Annotated in this window: 14 protein-coding genes; 9 read left to right on the top strand and 5 right to left on the bottom strand. The window is 55.1% G+C overall.

The annotated features are described in order from the left end of the window. The first annotated feature begins 265 nt into the window (after positions 1-265). The 4 genes from ACP7B1_RS13675 (at position 266) to ACP7B1_RS13660 (ending at position 7,693) form a co-directional block, all read left to right on the top strand. Positions 266-1,288 (top strand): putative 2-aminoethylphosphonate ABC transporter substrate-binding protein, encoded by a 1,023-nt coding sequence (locus ACP7B1_RS13675; protein WP_403183321.1) that lies wholly within the window; start codon positions 266-268, stop codon positions 1,286-1,288. 68 nt (positions 1,289-1,356) lie between these two features. Next, the gene (locus ACP7B1_RS13670) at positions 1,357-2,526 is read left to right on the top strand and encodes a putative 2-aminoethylphosphonate ABC transporter ATP-binding protein (protein WP_426136970.1); all 1,170 of its coding nucleotides are present in this window, start codon (positions 1,357-1,359) and stop codon (positions 2,524-2,526) included. After that, positions 2,510-4,528, top strand: a complete 2,019-nt coding sequence (locus tag ACP7B1_RS13665; RefSeq protein WP_346306833.1) for a putative 2-aminoethylphosphonate ABC transporter permease subunit — start codon at positions 2,510-2,512, stop codon at positions 4,526-4,528. Before ACP7B1_RS13670 ends, ACP7B1_RS13665 begins: the two co-directional genes overlap by 17 nt. Before the next feature lie 426 nt (positions 4,529-4,954). Beyond that, positions 4,955-7,693 carry an autotransporter outer membrane beta-barrel domain-containing protein gene (locus ACP7B1_RS13660; protein ID WP_346306834.1) on the top strand — a complete coding sequence of 913 codons (2,739 nt, stop codon included), beginning with the start codon at positions 4,955-4,957 and terminating at the stop codon, positions 7,691-7,693. Between the two features lie 267 nt (positions 7,694-7,960). Here ACP7B1_RS13660 and ACP7B1_RS13655 read toward each other — a convergent pair whose 3' ends face one another. Together ACP7B1_RS13655 and ACP7B1_RS13650 are read right to left on the bottom strand one after the other, a co-directional pair. Beyond that, the gene (locus ACP7B1_RS13655) at positions 7,961-11,026 is read right to left on the bottom strand and encodes an efflux RND transporter permease subunit (RefSeq protein ID WP_346306835.1); all 3,066 of its coding nucleotides are present in this window, start codon (positions 11,024-11,026) and stop codon (positions 7,961-7,963) included. Beyond that, on the bottom strand, positions 11,026-12,141 hold the full coding sequence (locus ACP7B1_RS13650) for an efflux RND transporter periplasmic adaptor subunit (protein WP_346306836.1): 1,116 nt from the start codon (positions 12,139-12,141) through the stop codon (positions 11,026-11,028). Before ACP7B1_RS13650 ends, ACP7B1_RS13655 begins: the two co-directional genes overlap by 1 nt. 179 nt (positions 12,142-12,320) lie before the next feature. On the opposite strand from ACP7B1_RS13650, the gene ACP7B1_RS13645 reads away from it, so the two are divergent. From ACP7B1_RS13645 to ACP7B1_RS13635, 3 genes are all read left to right on the top strand, one after another. Continuing rightward, positions 12,321-12,938 (top strand): TetR/AcrR family transcriptional regulator, encoded by a 618-nt coding sequence (locus tag ACP7B1_RS13645; protein WP_346306837.1) that lies wholly within the window; start codon positions 12,321-12,323, stop codon positions 12,936-12,938. Positions 12,939-13,342: 404 nt separating this feature from the next. Next, positions 13,343-13,825: a MarR family winged helix-turn-helix transcriptional regulator gene (locus tag ACP7B1_RS13640; RefSeq protein ID WP_426136969.1), complete on the top strand. Its 483-nt coding sequence runs from the start codon at positions 13,343-13,345 to the stop codon at positions 13,823-13,825. Next, positions 13,812-14,627 carry a glucose 1-dehydrogenase gene (locus ACP7B1_RS13635; RefSeq protein WP_346306839.1) on the top strand — a complete coding sequence of 272 codons (816 nt, stop codon included), beginning with the start codon at positions 13,812-13,814 and terminating at the stop codon, positions 14,625-14,627. Before ACP7B1_RS13640 ends, ACP7B1_RS13635 begins: the two co-directional genes overlap by 14 nt. Positions 14,628-14,766: 139 nt before the next feature. Here the strand turns inward: ACP7B1_RS13635 and ACP7B1_RS13630 are convergent, their stop codons facing one another. After that, positions 14,767-15,975 carry an MFS transporter gene (locus ACP7B1_RS13630; protein ID WP_346306840.1) on the bottom strand — a complete coding sequence of 403 codons (1,209 nt, stop codon included), beginning with the start codon at positions 15,973-15,975 and terminating at the stop codon, positions 14,767-14,769. A gap of 59 nt (positions 15,976-16,034) precedes the next feature. Further along, positions 16,035-17,024, bottom strand: coding sequence for an AraC family transcriptional regulator (locus ACP7B1_RS13625; protein WP_223614499.1), 990 nt, complete (start codon positions 17,022-17,024; stop codon positions 16,035-16,037). A 227-nt stretch (positions 17,025-17,251) separates the two neighbouring features. On the opposite strand from ACP7B1_RS13625, the gene ACP7B1_RS13620 reads away from it, so the two are divergent. Beyond that, positions 17,252-17,884, top strand: coding sequence for a LysE family translocator (locus ACP7B1_RS13620; RefSeq protein ID WP_346306841.1), 633 nt, complete (start codon positions 17,252-17,254; stop codon positions 17,882-17,884). Positions 17,885-17,942: 58 nt separating this feature from the next. Here the strand turns inward: ACP7B1_RS13620 and ACP7B1_RS13615 are convergent, their stop codons facing one another. Further along, positions 17,943-18,467 (bottom strand): LysR substrate-binding domain-containing protein, encoded by a 525-nt coding sequence (locus ACP7B1_RS13615; protein WP_346306842.1) that lies wholly within the window; start codon positions 18,465-18,467, stop codon positions 17,943-17,945. A 197-nt stretch (positions 18,468-18,664) separates the two neighbouring features. Between ACP7B1_RS13615 and ACP7B1_RS13610 the strand changes: the two genes are divergently transcribed. Beyond that, positions 18,665-20,353 carry an FAD-dependent oxidoreductase gene (locus ACP7B1_RS13610; protein WP_346306843.1) on the top strand — a complete coding sequence of 563 codons (1,689 nt, stop codon included), beginning with the start codon at positions 18,665-18,667 and terminating at the stop codon, positions 20,351-20,353. Positions 20,354-20,741: the final 388 nt, after the last annotated feature.

Genomic DNA, 20,741 nt, shown 5'->3' with positions numbered 1-20,741 from the left:
GTTTTTGACGCGAAAAGAGAGCGCATCGCGCTCTCTTTTCATTTGTAAATGCTGGATTTTCTCTGCTTCCATTGTCAGCCACATCATCGATTTTTTCAATAATAATATCAGATAAATAGATTTTACTTATCAAAGGGTGTTCCTCACTATCAACGTATGGACTGGGCGCGTTCTGGCAAGATGAGACATTTCTCGGTTGACGGCGGCGAACCTTTCCCAAGCAAAAAAGCGCATAAGCCGACCTTTAAAAAATGGGAACCAAGTCATGAACACGCACAAATCTGTGGCGCTTGCCGCCTTTGCCCTTACGCTTCTGTCATCGGCAGCCTATGCCGAGACTCAATTGACCGTTTACACCGCCTTCGAGGCAGTTGATCTGCAGCGCTATGCCGACACGTTCAATGCCGATCATCCGGATATCAAGATCAACTGGGTGCGCGATTCCACGGGTGTCATGACGGCCAAACTTCTCGCCGAAAAGAACAATCCGCAAGCTGACGTGGTCTGGGGTGTCGCGGCATCTTCACTGCTGATGCTGAAGAGTGAAGGCATGCTGGAGCCTTATGCTCCTGCGGGAGTCGAAAAGCTTGATCCAAAATTCGTCGATAATTCCACACCGCCAAGCTGGGTGGGGATGGATGCCTATGTGGCGGCGATCTGCTACAACACGGTTGAAGGTAAGAAGCTCGGCCTGACCCCGCCAAAAAGCTGGAAAGATCTGACCAAGCCCGAATACAAAGACCATGTCGTGATGCCAAATCCGGCCTCTTCTGGTACAGGTTTCCTTGATGTTTCGGCTTGGCTGCAGATGTTCGGTGAAAAGGATGCCTGGTCCTTTATGGACGGGCTGCACAAGAATATTTCGAGCTACACCCATTCCGGTTCGAAGCCGTGCAAGATGGCTGGCGCTGGAGAGACTGTCATTGGTGTCTCCTTTGAATTTCCCGGTGCCAAGGCAAAGTCTGCCGGAGCCCCCATCGATATCATCTTCCCGGAAGAAGGCTCGGGCTGGGAAGCAGAAGCTGGTGCTATTATTGCCGGTACACCCAAGCTAGAGGCAGCCAAGGTGCTGATGGACTGGTCGATCAGCAAGAAGGCCAATGAGATGTACAATGTCGGCTATGCCGTATTGGCAATGCCGGGTATTGCCAAGCCTGTCGAGAACCTGCCGACGGATGTCGCCTCGAAGATGATCAAGAATGACTTTGAGTGGGCTGCGACCAACCGCAACGCGATCCTCAAGGAGTGGAACACACGCTACGATTCCAAATCGGAACCGAAAAGCTGAGGGCTTTCAGCATTTGAACCGGGTGCCGCTCAGGCGGCACCCTTTATCAATTCTTGCGAGGTGCCCCCATGAGACATGAAACTCTTGCTCGCTCTGCGGCAACGCCCACGGAGGTGCGCCCAATGACACCATCCAGTGACCCGGCGTATTTACAAATCTCGAATTTGTGGAAAGCATTTGGCGAATTTCATGCGTTGAAAGACGTCTCGCTTGATATCAAGGAAGGTGAGTTCGTTTGTTTCCTTGGACCGTCCGGCTGCGGGAAAACCACGCTTTTGCGGGCAATTGCCGGACTCGATTTGCAAAGCCGGGGAACTATTCAGCAGGGCGGCAAGGATATCTCCACGCTGCCTCCGTCAAAACGGGATTACGGCATTGTGTTTCAATCCTATGCCCTGTTTCCCAATCTGACCATTGCCAAGAATATTGCCTTCGGGCTTGAGAATGCCAAGCGGTCGCGGCGCGAAATCGAAGACCGGGTAAAAGAACTGCTCCTCTTGGTCGGCCTTCAGGATCAAGCCGGTAAATATCCGGCGCAGCTGTCCGGCGGTCAGCAACAGCGCATCGCTCTCGCCCGGGCTATAGCCATTTCCCCCGGCCTATTGCTGCTTGACGAACCACTCTCGGCGCTGGACGCGAAGGTACGCGTGCATTTGCGCCACGAGATCAAGGAATTGCAGCGCAAGCTTGGCGTCACAACCATCATGGTCACGCATGACCAGGAAGAAGCGCTATCGATGGCGGATCGCATCGTTGTCATGAACCATGGCATCATCGAACAGGTTGGCACGCCAACCGAAGTTTATCGGCATCCTCGCACTTTGTTCGTTGCCGATTTTATTGGCGAGACCAACAAGTTGCAGGCACGCGCAACAGACAGGCATGATGTAGCTTTCGGCAACGGTCACCTGAATTGTCGTCAGCACGCTTTCGGTGTGAATGAACCCGTTATTGTGGCGATACGCCCGGAAGATGTCATTCCATACGAGCCAGGATCCAAATCGGGCGACACGGCGAATCTCATCGACGTCATCATTGGCAAGATGGAGTTTCTCGGTTCCTTCTGGCGGACCCGTTTGCGCGGTGAAAGGCTTGGCGACGAGGTTCTCATCGCGGACTTCTCGATCAATGCTGCCCGGCGTCTTGGCCTTGCTGAAGGTGGGGCTTTGACGGTGGAGCTGCCTGCCGACCGTCTTCTGGTGTTTCCGAACGGAGGCCACCATGGCAGCAGTCACTGATTTGCTCATGCCGCTTCCTCACAAGACACCAAGACTTCAGTTGGACGCAGATGATCTGGTCAAACGCGGCTTGATGATCGTTATTTCGCTCTATCTGATCGTTGCACTGGCTGCGCCGCTTTATGTAATGCTATCGAAATCGTTCTCCACCTATAGTTTTGACCTGACCCGGTACGAGTTTCAGGTGAGCGATGCGGCCGGTAATTTCAGTCAAGCCACCACCGCAGCTGTGCTGAACGACAGGCTTTCGGTTCTCTCGCCAGATAAGCTTGCAACGAACGCCGATGGCAGGCTCGCCGCGACCAGCTTCTTTCCAGACTTCAGCTTCCGCAGCCCGGTAAAATACCGACTACGCGGCACCACGGATGATACGACCTATCTGATCGGCTCAGACCTGCATCGGGGCACTCAATGGCAGGAGGTGGATTCCAACACCTTTCGCCGTGTTGCGCTGAGATCGTCACGGTCCACCGGTTTCGATAATTATGTCAGCTATTTTTCCACACCGACGCTGTTCCGGTCCATCCAGAATTCATTGTTCATAGCTGTTATCAGCACTGTTTTGACAGTCGGTATCGCCTTTGGCTTTGCCTATGCGATGAACCGCAGTTGCATGCGATACAAGGGTGTGTTCCGTATGATCGCAATGGCGCCAATCCTTGTGCCTTCGCTTTTGCCCGGCATTGCCTTGATCTATCTCTTCGGCAATCAGGGTATGATCCGGGATGTGCTGTTCGGTGCATCCATCTATGGACCGCTGGGCATCGTTGTTGGTTCCGTTTTCTTCACGTTTCCGCACGCGCTGATCATTATTTCGACGGCGCTCGCCATTTCCGACCAGCGCCATTACGAGGCTGCGGCGTCATTGCGTGCCAGCCGCTGGCGTACCTTCTGGACCGTTACGATACCGGGAGCACGTTATGGGCTCATCTCGGCGGCTTTCGTTGTGTTCACGCTGGCAATCACGGATTTTGGCCTGCCGAAGGTGATCGGTGGCCAGTACAATGTCCTGGCGGTCGATATTTACAAGCAGGTCATCGGCCAGCAGAATTTTGAAATGGGCGCTGTTGTCTCGGTGATCCTGCTTGTGCCTGCACTTGCCGCGTTTGTTGTCGATCGTCTGGTGCAGAAAAAGCAGGTCGCACTGCTTTCGGCACGATCCGTTCCCTATGAGCCGAAGCCGAACCGGCGGTTCGACCGCCTTTGCCTCGTCTGGTGTGCATTGGTGGCTGCCTTTATCATCGGAATTTTGCTGGTCTGCCAACTGGCGGCACTGGTCAAGTTTTGGCCTTACGATCTCAGTCTCAGCCTGAAGAATTTTGCCTTTAACCATATGGATGGCGGTGGCTGGGGCTCCTATAAGAACTCCATTCAGCTAGCGGGGCTGACAGCGATATTCGGAACCATTGTCGTTTTCACCGGCGCCTATATGGTGGAAAAGACGGAAGGGTTCTGGAAAGGCCGCGCCATTTTCCATTTCCTGGCAATGCTGCCCATGGCCGTTCCGGGTCTGGTGCTGGGACTTGCCTATATTTTCTTCTTCAACAATCCTGCCAACCCACTGCATTCGATCTATGGCACAATGACCATTCTGGTTGTCTGCACCATTACCCACTTCTACACGGTGGGGCATCTGACGGCTCTCACGGCCCTCAAGCAGATCGATCAGGAGTTTGAATCTGTCGCCGCTTCGTTAAAACAGCCTTTCTACAAGCTGTTCGCCGGGGTGACCGTTCCAGTTTGTCTGCCGGCTATTCTCGACATCTCGATCTATCTCTTCGTCAATGCGATGACCACCGTTTCAGCTGTGGTTTTCATCTATTCCGCCGATACGACGCTGGCCTCCGTTGCGGTGCTCAACATGGATGACGCCGGCGATATCGCACCAGCGGCAGCCATGGGCATGATGATTTTTTACACCAATGTGCTCGCACGTCTTGTTCACGCAGGATTGTCTCGTGCTGTGCTCGTCCGAACCCAGGCATGGCGCAGCCGAGGCTGAAAATGCTGAAGCGAGCGAGCTATAGTTAGTAATGCGGGCAACGCAGCCAGCTACATGGCTTGAATGGCCCATCTCAGTCATTGGGCGCATTTGTCTTCCAGGCAATGTGCCAGCTTCCTGCAATGACCGCCATTGGGATGGCGGTCATTAGCCATTCTAGGTAGCAGTTTGAAACTGGGCGTCCGTGAATTCCGCCAACTAAGTCTATCATCCATCTACACGTGAAGAGCATGGATCGGTTGTACTGAATGCGCGTCCGGTTGGGCGCGCTGGGGCGGATCGCGGTTTGGTATCTTGGAAGTCGTCCGCTCTCAGTATGTGATCGAGGGTCTAGGTGAGGTTGCCCGCACATTCGGGCGGAGGGGCAGGACATCGTGAAATAACCCCGTACTCGCCCAGTTGCGCTCGGTGTAAATCGAGAGGGAAATGACTGCCATGGCCCTGTATAAAGCTACAAGTGCATCGACAGCGCTTACAATGGCACTGCTTGCTGGAACAGCCTTCGCCGGCAATACGACGTATTCGGGCAACAGTTCTGCCGGCAATACCGCAATAGTCAACAATTCTGGCGATCTCACAACGTTTCAGGACACAAGCCAAGGCGGCACAGCTACCATTGCAAACCTTACTGGCGGCGAAACGGACTTCACAAATGACAGTACTGCCGAGAATGCAAGTATTGCCAACCTTGGCGGGCTCACACTATTTTCCGGCGCCAGCAATGCAGGCAGCGCGACCATTACAAATGGCGATGGGGGACAGACCCTCTTCTTCGGTACGAGCACCGCAGCCAATGCCTCCATTCTCAACAACGTCGATGGCCGCACGGATTTCTTCAGTGACAGCATCGCAGGGCATGCCATCATAACCAACAATGGCGGTGCATTGTTATTCGGTGACACCAGCTCAGCAGACAATGCGGTCATAACGAACACCCTTGGTGGTACAACCGCTTTCATCAATTCAAGTACTGCAGGCACTGCCAATATTTCCAACAACGGAGGCAATACGGAATTCGATGACAGCAGCACCGCCGGTAGCGCGTCTCTGATCAACGCCAACAATGGACGAGTGACATTCTTCGACGCCAGTACTGCCGGCAATGCCACGATCACAAACAACAATACCGGTCTGACGCTTATTCGCGGTACCAGCTCAGCTGGAAACGCTGTCATTACCAACAACAGCGGTGGTCGAACGCTCTTTGATGACAGCGGATCGGCTGGCAACGCAACAATTACTTCCAACGCAGGCGGCCAAACCGTTTTCTTTACGAACAGCACCGGTGGCAATGCGCGGTTGATTGCCAACAGTACCGGGCTCGTCGATTTTTCCAATGGTCCTGCCACAAACACGGCGGGTTCTCTTGAAGGTAGCGGCCGATTCTTCCTTGGCGGGACTGCACTAACAGTCGGCGCGAATAATCTATCGACGGAGATCTCCGGCATTATTCAGGATGGGGGTACCGGCGGCGGTACCGGAGCATCTCTGGTAAAGACGGGCACAGGCAAACTCACCCTGTCCGGAAACAATACTTACACCGGTGGGACAACCGTTCAGACAGGTGTTCTTTCTGTCAACGGTGCTCTGATCGGAGCCGTTCAGGTGCTCAATAGCGCTACGCTTTCAGGCACAGGAACAGTCGGAACCACAACAATTGCCTCAGGTGGTGTGATTGCGCCTGGCAATTCGGTCGGTACACTCAACATTGCTGGAGATGTAACCCTTGCCAGCGGTTCGGTCTACAACGTGGAGATCACCTCAGCCGGTACTTCGGATCTCATCGCGGCAACAGGGATTGCAACGCTGCAGGGCGGAACGGTTTCGGTTCGCGCGCTTGATCCTGCAACGAACTATCACACAGGCCAGACCTATCGGATTCTCACCGCGCAAGGCGGCGTTGGCGGTACATTCGATCCAAATGTCTTGACCAATTCCGCCTTTCTGGATGCAACGCTCGCGAACACTGCAAAAGCTGTCGATCTCACAATAGCGGTCAAGCAATCCCCAACGGCGGGCGGAGGTCCGTTCCCCATAGCGGCCACCACTCCGCATCAAATAGCAACTGCTGGCGCGCTTAACACTCTGCCGCAAAGCGGCAACGCACTTGCGCTGTACAATACACTTCTCATCTTGGATGCAGCATCTGCACGGGAAGCCTTTGACGCGCTGTCCGGCGAAATTTATGCCTCCGCAACAACCGTTCTTTTGGAAGATAGTCGCTTCATCCGAGATGCGGCAATCAACAGAATCCGTGGTTCTTTTAGCGGTGTCGCAGCGGTAGCGGTCCCGATTATGGCCTATGGGGATGACGGACCCAAACTTGCACCCTCGGTGACGGATCAATTTAGCGTATGGGGCACAGGGTTCGGCAATTGGGGTTCAGGCGAAAGCAACGGACACGCCGCGAGTCTTGAGAGCACGACCGGTGGCTTTCTGATCGGAGCAGATACCCAAATCGCTGACAACTGGCGCCTTGGTCTGCTTGCTGGGTATAGTCACACCTCCTTTAAAGTGGATGATCGAAATTCTTCAGGTGACAGCGACAATTATCACCTCGGCGTATATGGCGGCTCGCAATGGGGTAATCTTGGTTTTAGGGCGGGTGCGAGCTATACGTGGCACGATATCAATATCCACCGGTCTGTCGTTTTCCCCGGTTTCTCAGACGATACATCTGCCAAATTCAATGCGCACACAGCACAGGTATTCGGCGAGCTCGGTTATCGAATTGATACCAATCGTGTTGCCTTTGAGCCTTTCGTCAATCTGGCCTATGTCAATTTCAAGCACGACGCCTTTGCTGAAACCGGCGGAGCAGCGGCTCTCATCGGCAGCAAGACGGATACGGATGACACATTCACGACGCTGGGCGTCAGGGCCTCTTCGGACTTCATGTTGGGCAATGTAACAACGGCTGCGCGTGGCATGCTGGGTTGGCGTCATGCGTTCGGTGACACCGTACCCCATTCGAATCTTGCGTTTACCGGTAGCGCTGCCTTTGATATCTCCGGCGTCGCCATTGCCAAAGACGCGCTCGTGCTTGAAGCGGGTCTCGATTTCAAGCTTTCACCACAGGCAACGATTGGCATTTCTTATTCCGGACAGTTTGCCAGCAAGGCGCAGGACAATGCGTTCAAGGCCGATATTTCGTTCAAGTTCTGACAGGTTGATGTCCCGTTGCTCCATGGAATGCAGTCTGTGATTGCGCATTTGGTTCGCCGACGATTTATTGTAATTCGGGATCAGGAGATTGCGAACGGCGGAAAACAACGCAACGACATACTGTCAGTTTCCAACTGAACGGAATGCCTTGGGTTCGATGCTGAGGGTGATGCAAGCCCCATGGCAGTCCAAACTCAAGACTACCCATCGGCTAACTCGGTCTAACGGAGGACAATCTCTCGAGGCTCCACAGCTAGGGTCCTGACCCTAGCTGATGGACGCAGTACTTGCCGTTGGTTTGTCGCGCGTAATAAGGGAATACGCGATGGGGACAACAAAAAGTGTGAGCAGGGTTCCGAAAGACATCCCGCCGACGATTACCCAGCCAATCGCTTGCCTGCTTTGAGCTCCGGCACCGGTTGCGATGGCCAACGGCACTGCCCCGAGAACCATTGCACCTGTTGTCATTAAAATGGGGCGCAGACGCATAACGGCGGCCTCGATGATGGAGGTCATGACATCTTTGCCCTGTTCACGCATTTGGTTTGCGACCTCCACAATCAAAATGCCATGCTTGGTTATCAGGCCCACCAGTGTGACCAACCCGATCTGGCTGTAAACATTGAGTGTTGCACCTGCCAAAGTTAATGCCAGAAGTGCGCCAGTGATGGAGAGCGGCACTGTCAGCAGGATGATGAAAGGGCTGATAAAGCTCTCGAATTGTGCCGCTAGTACGAGATAGATAAAAAGAATCGCCAAACCGAATACAAACACGATACTGGAGTTTGAGCTCCTGAAGTCGCGGGACTCGCCCTCAAGATCATATTGCGCATAGGCCGGGAATGTTTCTCCCGCGATGCCTTCCAGATAGGTGAGTGCTTCGCCGAGTGAATATCCTGGCGTCAGCCCCGCACTGATTGTTGCGGATCGCAACCTGTTGAAGCGGTAAAGATTGGCAGGCTCAACGCTTTCCTTGATTGTAACCAGATTGGACAACGGTATGAGTTGGCCACTCGATCCGCGCATGTTTACAAAATTGATTGAATTTGGTGTGCTGCGGTCCTTCGCGTCAAGCTGTACGAGGACATCTGATTGTTCCCCGTCGCGGTCAATCCGTGTAACTTGTCGGCTGCCAAACATAGTCTCCAAAGTGCGGCCGACATCCGCGACCTGCAGTCCGGCTTCGCGAATTTTCTCGCGATTCATGTTGATTTCCATGCGCGGTTTGTTGAGATCAAGGTTGGACTCAACGTTGATCAATTGCGGATTCTGTCTGGCCTTTTCGACAAAGGTGTTCACGAGTGTATTGAGATCTTCATAGCTAGACGAGGATTGGATCACAAATTGAACTGGATTGTTCGCACCTGCGCCACTGCCGCGCGCGGTTGTCAAAGAGGGCATGTTGAAAGCGAATGCCCGAACGCCTGCGATTTTACCCAGTGCAGGCGCGATTGAAGAGATAATCTCTTGTTGCGAGCGGTCTCGTTCACTCCAGTCCTTCAGAAGGCCAAAGGAGCCGAAACCCGTAACCTGCGGAAAGCCATATACCGAGAAATACGTCTCGATTTCGGGTATGTCTTCCATAATGGTTTCGGCCATTGCACCGTATCGTTCGGTAAAGGCCAATGTTGATCCCTCAGGGGCTGTTCCGGCAATTCGGACAACGCCGCGATCTTCGATGGGTGCGAGCTCACTCGGCAGTTGAACAAAAAGAACGCCCGCCGAAAGAGCCACGATTATGCCAGCACAGACGACCAGCCAGCGTGCCTGCATGGCTCGATACAAAACTTTGCGGTACACATCGTTGATCCAGTCGAGTCCTCGTTCGAGTACCCTAGATACTTTGTTTTGTTTTGTTTCATGACGAAGCAGACGCGAACACATCATGGGTGTTAACGTCAATGCGACAAAGCCGGAAACAATGACGGCGCCGGCAAGAGTCAATGCAAACTCTATGAAGAGCTGGCCTGTACGCCCTTCCACGAAAGCTATCGGGACATAAACGGCGGCAAGGGTCAATGTCATGGCAATGACAGCGAATGCGATCTCACCGGTACCGGCGATTGCTGCGTCCACCGGCTTCATACCCGTGGCAATTCGTCTATGAACGTTCTCCAGAACGACAATAGCATCATCGACAACCAACCCGATGGCAAGCACCATGGCAAGCAATGTCAGCGTGTTAATGCTGAAGCCCATGGCGTACATCAATGCCAACGACGTGATCAAGGATACAGGAATGGTGACGATCGGTATAATGCTGGCCCGGACCGATCGCAGAAAAAGAAAGATAACCAACACGACAAGGACAATCGCCTCACCAACGGTCTCGAAAACCGATTCAATCGAACGATCAATGAAAATGGACGTATCGTATGTTACCTCAGCCGTCATGCCTTCAGGCAGGCTTTTCGTAATTTCGGGCAAAATGTCCTGGACGCCCTGCGAGACCTCCAGAGGATTGGCCGTAGCCTGACGAACCACTCCGATAGAAACAGCAGTTAATCCTTGCTTTGTCGTTGCCTGGCGTTCGTCGGCCGCGCCAAGTTCGGCCCGACCGACATCGCGCAAGCGCACCGGATAACCGTTTGTTACGTTAATGATTATGTTTGAAAATTCGTCAGGGGTAGCCAGCGCCGTATTTGCAATCAGGGTAAATTCGCGGTCCTTGCTTTCAATGCGGCCAGCAGGAATTTCTACGTTCTGGTTCGTCAGCGCCGTTTCGACGTCCTGGATCGTCAATCCATAACCCGCAAGCTTTTGGGCATCAATCCACACCCGCATGGCATATTCTCGAGCGCCAAGAATGCGCGCCTCTGAAACGCCGGGAAGATTCTGGATCCGGTCGACGACAACACGATTGAGCAGGTCCGTGATTTCCAGACTTGATTGTTTCGTGCTTGTGAAGGCGACATACATGATGGGTTGGGCATCCGCTTCCACTTTTGCAACAATTGGCTCATCGATTTCGTCCGGAAGGTTGCGTCTTGCGCGTGACACCCGATCGCGAACTTCAGCCGCAGCAACTTCGGGGTCAGTCCCGAGCGTAAATCTGACAGTGATTGCACTTGTTTCGGCGCGGCTTGTCGAGGTCACAACATCTATGCCTGCAATACCAGACAGCTGAGTTTCCAAGACCTGGGTAACCTGACTTTCGACGATTTCTGCGCTCGCGCCGGAATAGGTGGTTGAGACGGAAACCGTAGGTTCCTCGACATCCGGGTATTCCCGGGTTGTCAGACGTTCGTATGAAACGAAGCCTATAAGAACCAGAACAAGACTAAGGACGATGGCCAGTACAGGTCGGCGGATGCAGGTCTCCCACAGCGACATCAGATCTCTCCCGCCGTGTGGTTATTGGTAATACTTACAGTGGTGCCCGAAGCCAGTCGCAACTGACCTGCCGATACAACGATATCGTCAATTGCTAGGCCGTTTACAATTTCTACTTTTCCGCCGAGCCGTTGGCCCAGGCTTACCTCAACGACCTCCACTGTATCGTTGGATTTCAGTCGGAACACTGTCTGCTTCTGCCCGTCGGGAACAATCGCACTTTCCGGTATCACCAGAGCGTTGGGATTGGATCCGACAGTGACGTCCACACGCGCGAATAGTCCAGGTCGAAGCTTGAGGTCGGCATTGTCCAAAAGTGCACGCAATCGAATTGATCGGCTTGCCTCGTCAATGGACGGTTCAATCGCGTAAACCGCACCGTCAAAGGTCATATTTGGAAGAGCGTCCGTAACGATCTTTACCAATTGACGAGGAGCAACATTTGGCATTGCAATTTCGGGCAATGTAAATTCCACGACGAGTGGATCAATCTGCTCCAGCCGCGCGAGTCCCGTTCCGGTAGTTGTTCCTATCCCCGCGGTGATGTAGGAGCCAACGCTGACTGATCTTAAGCCGACAACGCCGCCAAATGGAGCTTTGATGAATGCTTGATCGCGTTGAGCCTTGGCCAGTGCAAGGCCTGCTTCCGAGCTTCTCAATGCCGCCTCCGCATCGTCGCGGGTCTGGGTCGCACTTATGCCGCGCTTGGACAAAGAATCTGCTCGCTCGAAGGTTATCCGCGCAAGATCGTACGCTGCTTGAGCGGTCTTTACGGCTGCATCCAGTACCGACGTATCCAGCGCGATCAGTATATCGCCCGCCTTTACTGCCTGACCTTCCTCAAACGATATTGTGGCGATGCGCCCCGCTATTTCGGACGCCAGCGTGACGGATTCCTTAGCTTTTAGGGTTCCAACCGTCGTCCAGGTTTTATCCAGCTTGATTGTCTCTACCTTGGCAACCTCTACAGAAGCAGCTTGTGGGAGCTGCGCCGTGCCAGACTGCACTGTGCCATCCGCAATGACGGTTTTCTGTAAGCCGTACCAACCGGCTGCTCCTGACGCGGAGATAAGAATGAGACCGGCAGCGAACAATTTCAATTTTCGTGATTGCATCTGGCAAAGCCCTGTATTTGTTGCGCTCGCGCTGCTCCAAAAATGCTTCGTGCAGGGTTGGCGCTTTCGTACGTGCGTTGTTGTGGCGGAATTCCACGGCCAAATTATTTGACTGTACTGTAAAGTCTAATTAATTATCGGTAACGAAGACTTTGACCCATCACGGTAGCGAGGACACAATGCAAAGAGGCAGGCCAGGGAGTAACGTCCCACGAATTGTAACCACGGCGCGAAGCATGTTGATACGGCATGGACCTGGGGTGAGTTTGGCCAGCGTTGCAGCAGAGATGGGGCTGTCTCGCCAAACCATCTACAATCATTTTCAGAGTAAGGAAGAATTGCTGTTAGCCGTTTTTGAAGAATTGCGCATTGAGATTGAGCAGAGGCTTGAGGATGCGCCCTGGGATGCATCACCTGCCGAACTCCTGGAATCCATAGCGGTAATCGTTGCCGACCAATTCCTTGATATTAAAATGGCGCGGCTGTTGAGAGCTATGATCCAGGCATTCGAAGAAATGCCTATGCTTGGCGCGAAAGTGAAATCTGCCCGGACAGGGCAGTTGCTCGACCGGCTAATCAAATACCTTTCTGAAAAAAATCGTTCGGGGGAATTGAACGTTGAGAACCCCGAACTTCAGGCCATGCTCTTTTTAGGAAGCATCAGTGGCTTTCTCTTTCCCCGGCTTCTGCTCGGTACGGTGCTGGAGGACAAAAGCTTAAACCGTGCGATGACCAGGGAGGCCGTCCGCGTTTTCCTGCAGGTTTGGAAGAGCCGCGATACTATGGTGAAAAACTGATGACTTTGCCAGGATCAGGATGACTAGCATTCCGCGCCCGTTCCTCCACGGAGACCGTGACCACGCTTGGCTTGCCATTTCGCGTGATCATCCGCGGTTCGCGATGGGTTTGTGCAATACTATTGAGCATGGGATCATCGCGACTCGAGGCAGTGCAAGCCGATTTTCCGCGTTGTCTGAAACAGGCGACAAAGAGTTGGCTCTGCCGCGAACCAATGATGTACCGACGCTTGGGGCGGGCAAAGTGAATTCTCTGAGGGGCGCGGCTATAGCACCCAATGCCATTGCACGTTCTTATCGGTCTTCGTTTAGGCGCTTATCCTAGGTTTCTATTATGTGGCCCCTTTTCAGCGATACAGAATTCCCATATAGTTGTATCACACAACTATTAAGGGCGACGCAGTATGGCTGCTAGCAACGATGAATCTCATATTGCCCGGATTCGCGATGCCTCTCGCCGACTTGTACGGGAGCTTGGCTTCCTGCGGCCAACACTGGCGGCAACTGATCTGCCGCCTTCTGCGGTACATGCGTTGGTTGAAATCGGCGCACGCGGGTCCATGACGGCTTCCGATCTCAGTGCTGTCCTCATCCTGGAAAAATCCACGGTGAGCAGAATGGTGCGCAAACTGGTCAAAGCCGGTGAATTAGCAGAGGAAGTGAGCGATGACGATGCGCGTGTAAAGCCCTTGTCGCTTACCCCGCAAGGGGTATCGACGCTGCAGCGGGTCGATGCGTTTGCACGGCATCAGGTGATGGAAGCGCTGACGAGGATGGGCGTCGAGGCCGGTCGTAACTTGCCGGAAAGCTTGGATTCCTATGCCTGCGCCCTGCAGGCCAGCCGAACAGAAGATAAATCTGGAGACAAGGAGTATGGCGTTGAATGATGTCGATCCGGTAATTCTGGCAGGACCCGTTCCACAATGGAGGCCGGGCGGCAAGCTGGCAGGCAAAGTATGTCTGGTCACGGGGGGTGCAACTGGCATCGGCCGCGCTGCGGCGCTTCGAATGGCTCGCGAGGGTGCATCGGCGGTCGTCATTGCGGGTCGCAGGCAGGCTATCGGGCAAAACGTTGCCACCGAACTTGAGACCATCGGTGCTGAGGCACTCTTTGTTACGGCAGATGTTGCCTGTGAAGCGGAGGTTGAGCAACTGGTCAGAACACTTCTGCAACGCTTCGGGAGACTGGACGCGGTTTTCAACAATGCCGGGTTTCAGGAGAAGCGAGCTTCCTTGGCTGACCAGACGGATACTGTCTATAGTCAGGTATTTGACACCAATGTGCGGGCTATATTTCATTGTATGCGCCATCAAATACCGGCGCTTCTGGCCTCTGGTGGCGGGACGATTGTCAACAACACAAGCGTCAGCGGACTACGCAATCCCAATCCTGGATTGTCGCTGTATTCTGCATCGAAAGCAGCCGCCATTTCCATGACGCGTTCAGCTGCCATGGAATATGCACCGCAGGGCGTGCGGATCAATGGCGTCGCTCCGGGGCGCGTGGTGACAGATATGATGCTGGCGTCCGGTATTGCGGATATGCGTCAGGTCGCGGCCAGCCTGCCCCTGCGGCGAATGGGCCATCCCGAGGAAGTTGCGGCGGCGGTTTGCTGGCTGCTGTCAAGTGAGGCTGATTATGTTGTCGGCCATATCCTCTGCACGGATGGCGGTTTTCTCGCGGGTTAAACCGGCACCATAGGCCCGCGATGCTATCCGAAAAAATGCCAAGGCCGTACGCCGCGCTTTGCAGATGCGGCGTGAGTGCCGCATCTGCAACCCTGTGATGACTCCTGGTTGCTCTATCAACCACGCCCAGCAACAGAGATTAGCTGCGGGGCTGTAGCAGCGCCAGAACGACCGTCGACGCAGCAAGGATGGCGGTGAGGGTCAAGGGCCCCGTAGCGCCATAAGTGTCCACCACATAGCCGCCGACCACCGCGCCAATCGTGATGGCGACCTGGAAAGAGGTGACCATCAGGCTGCCTGCTGCTTCCAGAGCGTCAGGCGCGGCACGGGACAGGTTGGTCGGCAGCACCACGGGCGCCATGCCGAAGGCGAGCCCCCACAAGGTGACGAAACCGAAGGCAACGCCAATGTGCACACCCCATACTACCAAAGCGAGCGCTGCAAGCCCCATCAAGGCGGCGGTAGCCATGAGAGCCGTGTGGATATTGGCGTCGGCCATGCGGCCACCAACAACGTTGCCGATCACGGCGGCGATACCAAACCCGAGCAGCGCCAGGGCAATCGGTCCGGTTCCAAGGTGCGTGACCTGTTCGAGGAAGGGGCGCACATAGACCGAGCCGGCAAAATGCCCGGTCATGAGCAAAAGAATAGCCAGCATGCCGAGTTGAATGCCACGCCGCCGTGTCAGCCGAAAGACGTCGGCAAGACTGTTGCTCGTGGTGGCAGGCAGGGTCGGTAGGCTGAGAAATTGCAACACCATGGCAACCGCGGCCAGTCCCGCTGTCATGGCCATGGCGCTGCGCCAGCCCAGCCAATCGCTGATCAATGCACCCATCGACGGTGCGGCAATGGTGGCGAGCGAGACGCCGAGGGTAACGATCGCCATGCCCCGGCCAGTGGCGTTGGCGCCAACCAGCCGCGCTACGACGGCAACGGAAAGTGCCCAGAAAGCGCTGAGGGCGATGCCCAGCCCGGCCCGACCCAGCAACAATAGCCAGAAATCGGTCGCGACCGCCGCAAGAATATTGGAACCGATCGCCAAGGCGCTGAGACCAACCAGCACTGTCTTGCGGTTCAGTCGGCCGATCAGAACATTGCTCAACATGGCCGTGACGGCGCCGACGGAAGCGGTGGCAGTGACGACCTGCCCGGCCGTTCCCTCGCTGATCCCGAGATCGCGCGCCATCGGTGTCAACAGGCCTGCCGGCAGAAATTCGGCTGACACCAGCGCAAAGCTGGCGGCCGCCATTGAAAGAACCGCGAACCAGGTGGCCGGGCTCCACGCGACTGGCGGAGCGGCATCAAGATCTATCGCGGTGCCTTCAAGTTGTAATGTTGTGTCTGTCATTGAAGTATCTCCAAGGTTTGGAGATCTTCATAAACGAGTCCGCTCGGATGATATGTATCCTAAAATCCGAAATGCATGTCCGTTCGTCCGGAAATGGTGCGGCGCACAACGCCGGGCGAGACGCTGGTGATACGCTTGAACGCGCGCGCGAACGATGCTTCGGACTCATAGCCCAAACGAGTGGCGACCTCGGCAACCGACATGCCGTTTTGCCCCAACAATTCGCGGGCAAGTTGCATACGAAGACGGGCGAGATAGCGCGCCGCGCCTTCTCCCAAAACAGCGCTGAAACGCTCGGCGAAAATCGAACGCGATTGCCCTGCAAGGGCGGCGAGGCTTTCGAGGGTCCAGTTATGGCCGGGGTCTCGGTGCATGGCCGCCAGGACGCGGCCGATATGGGGGTCGCGGATGGCGGCGAGCCAGCCGGTGGTCGGGGCTCCGGTGCAATTGACCCAGCAGCGGATGAGCCGGGCGGTCAGCAGGTCCGCCATCCGCGACAGGATGGTGGCGCTGCCCATCTGCGGTTGCGCGGCCTCGACCGTCATTGCCGCGAGCAAGGGACCGACGATCGGGTCGTTGCCGGCGACATCGCAGCCCTTGATGATCGGCGGCATCAAAGTGATCAAGGGGTTGAGCGCACAGGCACCCAGGGCCATGGAGCCGCAGAAAAGGGTACTGGTCGCCCCCGTTCCCTCCCGCACCACTTCGCTGACGTTGCTTCCCAGCTTGGTCACGTGGCAACCCTTGAGCGAATCGCCCACAACATCCGGCGCGCTGGCCAGCCGATGGGCGATGCCTTGCGGCAGCAGCACCAGGTCGCCATCGCGCAACTCCTGCCAGCCCTGCACTTCGGTATGGATCCAGCACGGGCCTTGGCTGACAAAGTGAAAACGAAGCAGCGGTTGTTGCGGAAAGGCGATGCTCCATGGATGCCGGAGCTCGCAGCGGCCATAATTGACGCCGCTCAAACGAAAGTCCTGCAGGACTTCGCTTAGCGCATCCATCGGGATATGTGGCGGTGAAGATGGTCGGGACGAATTATCAGGCATTTGTCTAATATATATGCTGAGCGTCCGGCAGGCAAGTGGGGTGGTTGTTCTAAACAACCGCCTTTCCAGTCACTATTCACAGGGCAAGGTTTACCCATAGCCCTTGTCCTATTTCCAGCACCTAAACTTGTCATGCAGACAATTGGGTGCTTGCAGCGTATGCGGTCGCAGCGGTAGTGAGCACTCTCAAAACACGGGTAGCAGCGTACACTCTCAAAAGGTGACAAATGCCTGAAGTAACGAGCCTGCTTGCATTCGGATTAATTGCCTTTGGTATGGTTTGTACCCCTGGCCCCAATATGATTTACCTCATATCCCGATCAATCTGCCAGGGCCCGAAAGCGGGATTGATTTCCCTTGGGGGTGTGGCGCTGGGATTTGTTTTTTACATGCTTTCCGCTGCTCTTGGCATTACGGCACTCGTATTTGCGGTGCCGTTTGCCTACGAGGTTTTGAAATTTGGCGGAGCAATTTATCTCGGTTGGCTTGCCTGGAACGCCCTCAAGCCGGGTGGACGCTCGGCATTCGTTGTCCGAGAACTGCCAAAGGACACACCACAGAAACTGTTTGTCATGGGTTTTGTAACCAATCTCCTCAATCCCAAGGCGGCGGTTCTGTATCTGTCTCTCTTGCCGCAGTTCGTAAAGCCGGAGCTTGGAAGCGTGTTCTTGCAGTCAATCAGCTTCGGTTTTACGCAAATTGCCATAAGCTTGACTGTCAACTCCATGATCGCGGTTACGGCTGGTTCGATCGCAGCATTTCTTGCCAATCGTCCATTTTGGATGACGGTGCAGCGCTATCTTATGGGAACTGTTTTGGCCGGCCTAGCTATTCGAATGGCCACGGAAGCACAAAAATAGATCTGAAGGAACTGAACGCGCAGATCCAATATTGCGTCAGATGTCTGCGGCAGAATACCTACCGGGTCGCGGACAGCGCCGGTGAGAGGCAAGTCCAGTGGCCGTCAGCACCGAGTTTTGTGACAACAGCAAGCAGAATTTTTTGCACCTCGATGACGGCCCGCGTCGGCGGATGGTCGGCCGGCATGTCGAGAACGAGGCAGCGGGTGAGACCGGGGCGTGTGAGAGCGATGGCGGACAGAGTTCCGTTTTCTTGCTCGGGATGGACCGCACCGCGCCCGAGGATCGTCAGTCCGAGACCCGCGCGAATTGCCGCCTTCGTGCTCGCCACACCTTCGATTTCGCGCACGATGTTAAGTTCTCGTCCGGACATCAGAGCCTGCCGTTCAAGCAGTATGCGGATTCCGTGGCGACGCGCGGGCGGGATCAGCGGCAGGCCGAGGGCACGTTCCACTGTCACTTCCGCATCGGGCGTGAACTGCCCCGACGGGCCAATGATGTAGAGCGTTTCTTCGAAGAGAGGTAAGGATGTCTGCTTGACGACACTGTCGAGGGTGACCGCAAGATCGTGGAACCGTTGCAAAGTTCCGCCACGAAGAAAAGGGAACGCGTCGGTTCCGCATGTTGGCAGCGCGTTCCCGGCAAATAGCAAATCGCGTCTCAGCCGATCTCGTCACATATATGCGGCGTTGAGGTTCACCTGATCTGACATTTGCCTGTATGGCTTGTATCAAGGGGATGCAAATGTCAGAATCGGATCACGAATGAGAGTGCGCCGGAATGAACCAGGTGGAATTGAGCGATAACGTCTCAGCTGATGCGAGCGATCCCTACGCCCGCCGGACACAAACTTTTCCGCAGCTCGACAAGGGCATGATGGAGCGCGTTTCTGCGTTCGGATCCGAGACCTTAGTCACCAAGGGTACGGTTCTGTTCAGCCGCGGCGAACGCCAGACGGATTTCTTTCTGATAAAGTCTGGCTCCATTGAGATACTTGATCTCAGCGGCGATGGCTCTAGCCGGGTCCTGGCTCTGCAGGGAGAGCGGGAATTCACCGGAGAACTCGACCTGTTCAATAGTCGGGAGAATTTGGTGACGGCGAGGGCGGCTGAGGATTCGCATCTTATCCGCGTTGAGCGGGATTCGTTCCTGCGGATGATGTCGGCGGAGCCGGATATCGGTGAAATCATCACCCGCGCACTTATTTTGCGCCGCGTCGGCTTTATCAAACACGGTCAGGCAGGCGTTGTGCTGATTGGGCCGAGCCACGCTGCTGACACACTGAGATTGCAGCGCTTTCTGACGCGTAACGGTTATCCCCACCGGTTGGTCGATTCCGACGTCGATCCCGAGGCGAAGGAAATGGTCACTGCGTTGAAAATCTGTGCGTTGTCGCTACCTGTTATCGTTCCGCCAGGGAAAGCGGTCTTGCAGAATCCGACAACCGGCCAACTGGCGGATGTGCTGGGGCTGACAGAAATCATTGATCCGGCCGAGGTTTACGACGTCATGGTTGTCGGTGCCGGACCGGCCGGCCTCGCCTCGGCAGTCTACGCCGCATCGGAAGGATTGAAAACGATCGTGATCGAAGGGGTGGCTCCAGGCGGGCAAGCAGGAACAAGCTCGAAGATAGAGAATTATCTCGGTTTCCCGACTGGTATATCCGGGCAGGCTCTGGCAGGCCGCGCGCAGGTTCAGGCCCAGAAGTTCGGCGCGCGCCTGGCCATTTCCCGCATGGCTGTCTCCGTCGATTGCGACAGGTCGCCTTACCGCGTCCTCCTCGATGACGGACAAACCGTCTCCGCGCGGGCAATGGTCGTTGCCACCGGAGCCCGTTACCGCAAGCCGGACCTGTTGAACTACGAGCGGTTTGAAGGGCAAGGCATTCACTACGCGGCCACGGCAATGGAAGCGCAGTTGTGTCGGGAACAGGAGGTCATTGTTGTCGGCGGCGGCAATTCGGCCGGTCAGGCGGCGATGTTCCTGTCGCAATGGGTCAAACATTTGCACATTCTGGTCCGGGGGCAGGGTTTGAAGGAGACAATGTCGGACTATCTGATTCAACGCATCGAAAAATCACAGCGCATTTCAATGCACGCTCACACTGAAATCACCGCTATCGACGGTGACAGATACCTGAACACGGTAACCTGGACCAATCGTATGACTGGACAGAGCGAAACCAAAAATATCTCGAATATCTTTATGATGATTGGAGCTGCACCAAACACGGAATGGCTCAATGGCTGTGTTAAGCTGGACAAGTCCGGGTTTATTGAGACTGGACTCATGGCCGGGGTTTTGACCAGCGGCTCTCCCTTTGAAACCTCGGCTCCTGGCGTATTCGCCGTTGGCGATGTTCGGGCGGGATCGGTAAAGCGGGTGGCGTCAGGGGTAGGGGAAGGATCAGTCGTGGTTCAAGCCATTCACCAGTACCTCAAGCAGGTTCCGGACGCCAAAAATCGATAGGCTGAAATTTGCGATAAGCATATTGGCTTTGAACTGTTGGGCTCGCAGCAATTGACTGACGCCTGTCGGCGTCAACCGCGACGCGGAACTCCCGACGGGCTGGGCGCGCGCGTAACGGCGATCCGCTGCTCATGATTGTGGGTCTCGAGGCGTTACATCCTGGATAGCGAGTGAAGCGTTCTCTGAGTTTTGCGTGACCTGAAAGAAATGATGACTGCGCGTGGTATCTGGATGCCCTGTGTCAAAGATACCTGGCTGTGTCGGATCATTGCAACTGGCGTCGTAAAACTCGGCAAGGCACGCTCTTTCGACAGATAACCGAAAAATCTTCTGCGCCGCGATCCGTTTTAATCCCTCGGATCGTCCTTGCCGTATCCGAAACAGAAGG

This window comes from Phyllobacterium sp. SL163, assembly GCF_049896885.1.
Lineage (GTDB): Bacteria > Pseudomonadota > Alphaproteobacteria > Rhizobiales > Rhizobiaceae > Phyllobacterium > Phyllobacterium calauticae.
The sequence above is the reverse complement of the archived record's forward strand: the minus strand, read 5'-3'. Positions and strand labels throughout refer to the sequence as shown.

Coding starts and splice junctions, on each gene's coding strand:
- ACP7B1_RS13675 (WP_403183321.1), top strand. CDS start 266: ATGAACACGCACAAATCTGTGGCGCTTGCCGCCTTTGCCCTTACGCTT.
- ACP7B1_RS13670 (WP_426136970.1), top strand. CDS start 1,357: ATGAGACATGAAACTCTTGCTCGCTCTGCGGCAACGCCCACGGAGGTG.
- ACP7B1_RS13665 (WP_346306833.1), top strand. CDS start 2,510: ATGGCAGCAGTCACTGATTTGCTCATGCCGCTTCCTCACAAGACACCA.
- ACP7B1_RS13660 (WP_346306834.1), top strand. CDS start 4,955: ATGACTGCCATGGCCCTGTATAAAGCTACAAGTGCATCGACAGCGCTT.
- ACP7B1_RS13655 (WP_346306835.1), bottom strand. CDS start 11,026: ATGTCGCTGTGGGAGACCTGCATCCGCCGACCTGTACTGGCCATCGTC.
- ACP7B1_RS13650 (WP_346306836.1), bottom strand. CDS start 12,141: ATGCAATCACGAAAATTGAAATTGTTCGCTGCCGGTCTCATTCTTATC.
- ACP7B1_RS13645 (WP_346306837.1), top strand. CDS start 12,321: ATGCAAAGAGGCAGGCCAGGGAGTAACGTCCCACGAATTGTAACCACG.
- ACP7B1_RS13640 (WP_426136969.1), top strand. CDS start 13,343: ATGGCTGCTAGCAACGATGAATCTCATATTGCCCGGATTCGCGATGCC.
- ACP7B1_RS13635 (WP_346306839.1), top strand. CDS start 13,812: ATGGCGTTGAATGATGTCGATCCGGTAATTCTGGCAGGACCCGTTCCA.
- ACP7B1_RS13630 (WP_346306840.1), bottom strand. CDS start 15,975: ATGACAGACACAACATTACAACTTGAAGGCACCGCGATAGATCTTGAT.
- ACP7B1_RS13625 (WP_223614499.1), bottom strand. CDS start 17,024: ATGCCTGATAATTCGTCCCGACCATCTTCACCGCCACATATCCCGATG.
- ACP7B1_RS13620 (WP_346306841.1), top strand. CDS start 17,252: ATGCCTGAAGTAACGAGCCTGCTTGCATTCGGATTAATTGCCTTTGGT.
- ACP7B1_RS13610 (WP_346306843.1), top strand. CDS start 18,665: ATGAACCAGGTGGAATTGAGCGATAACGTCTCAGCTGATGCGAGCGAT.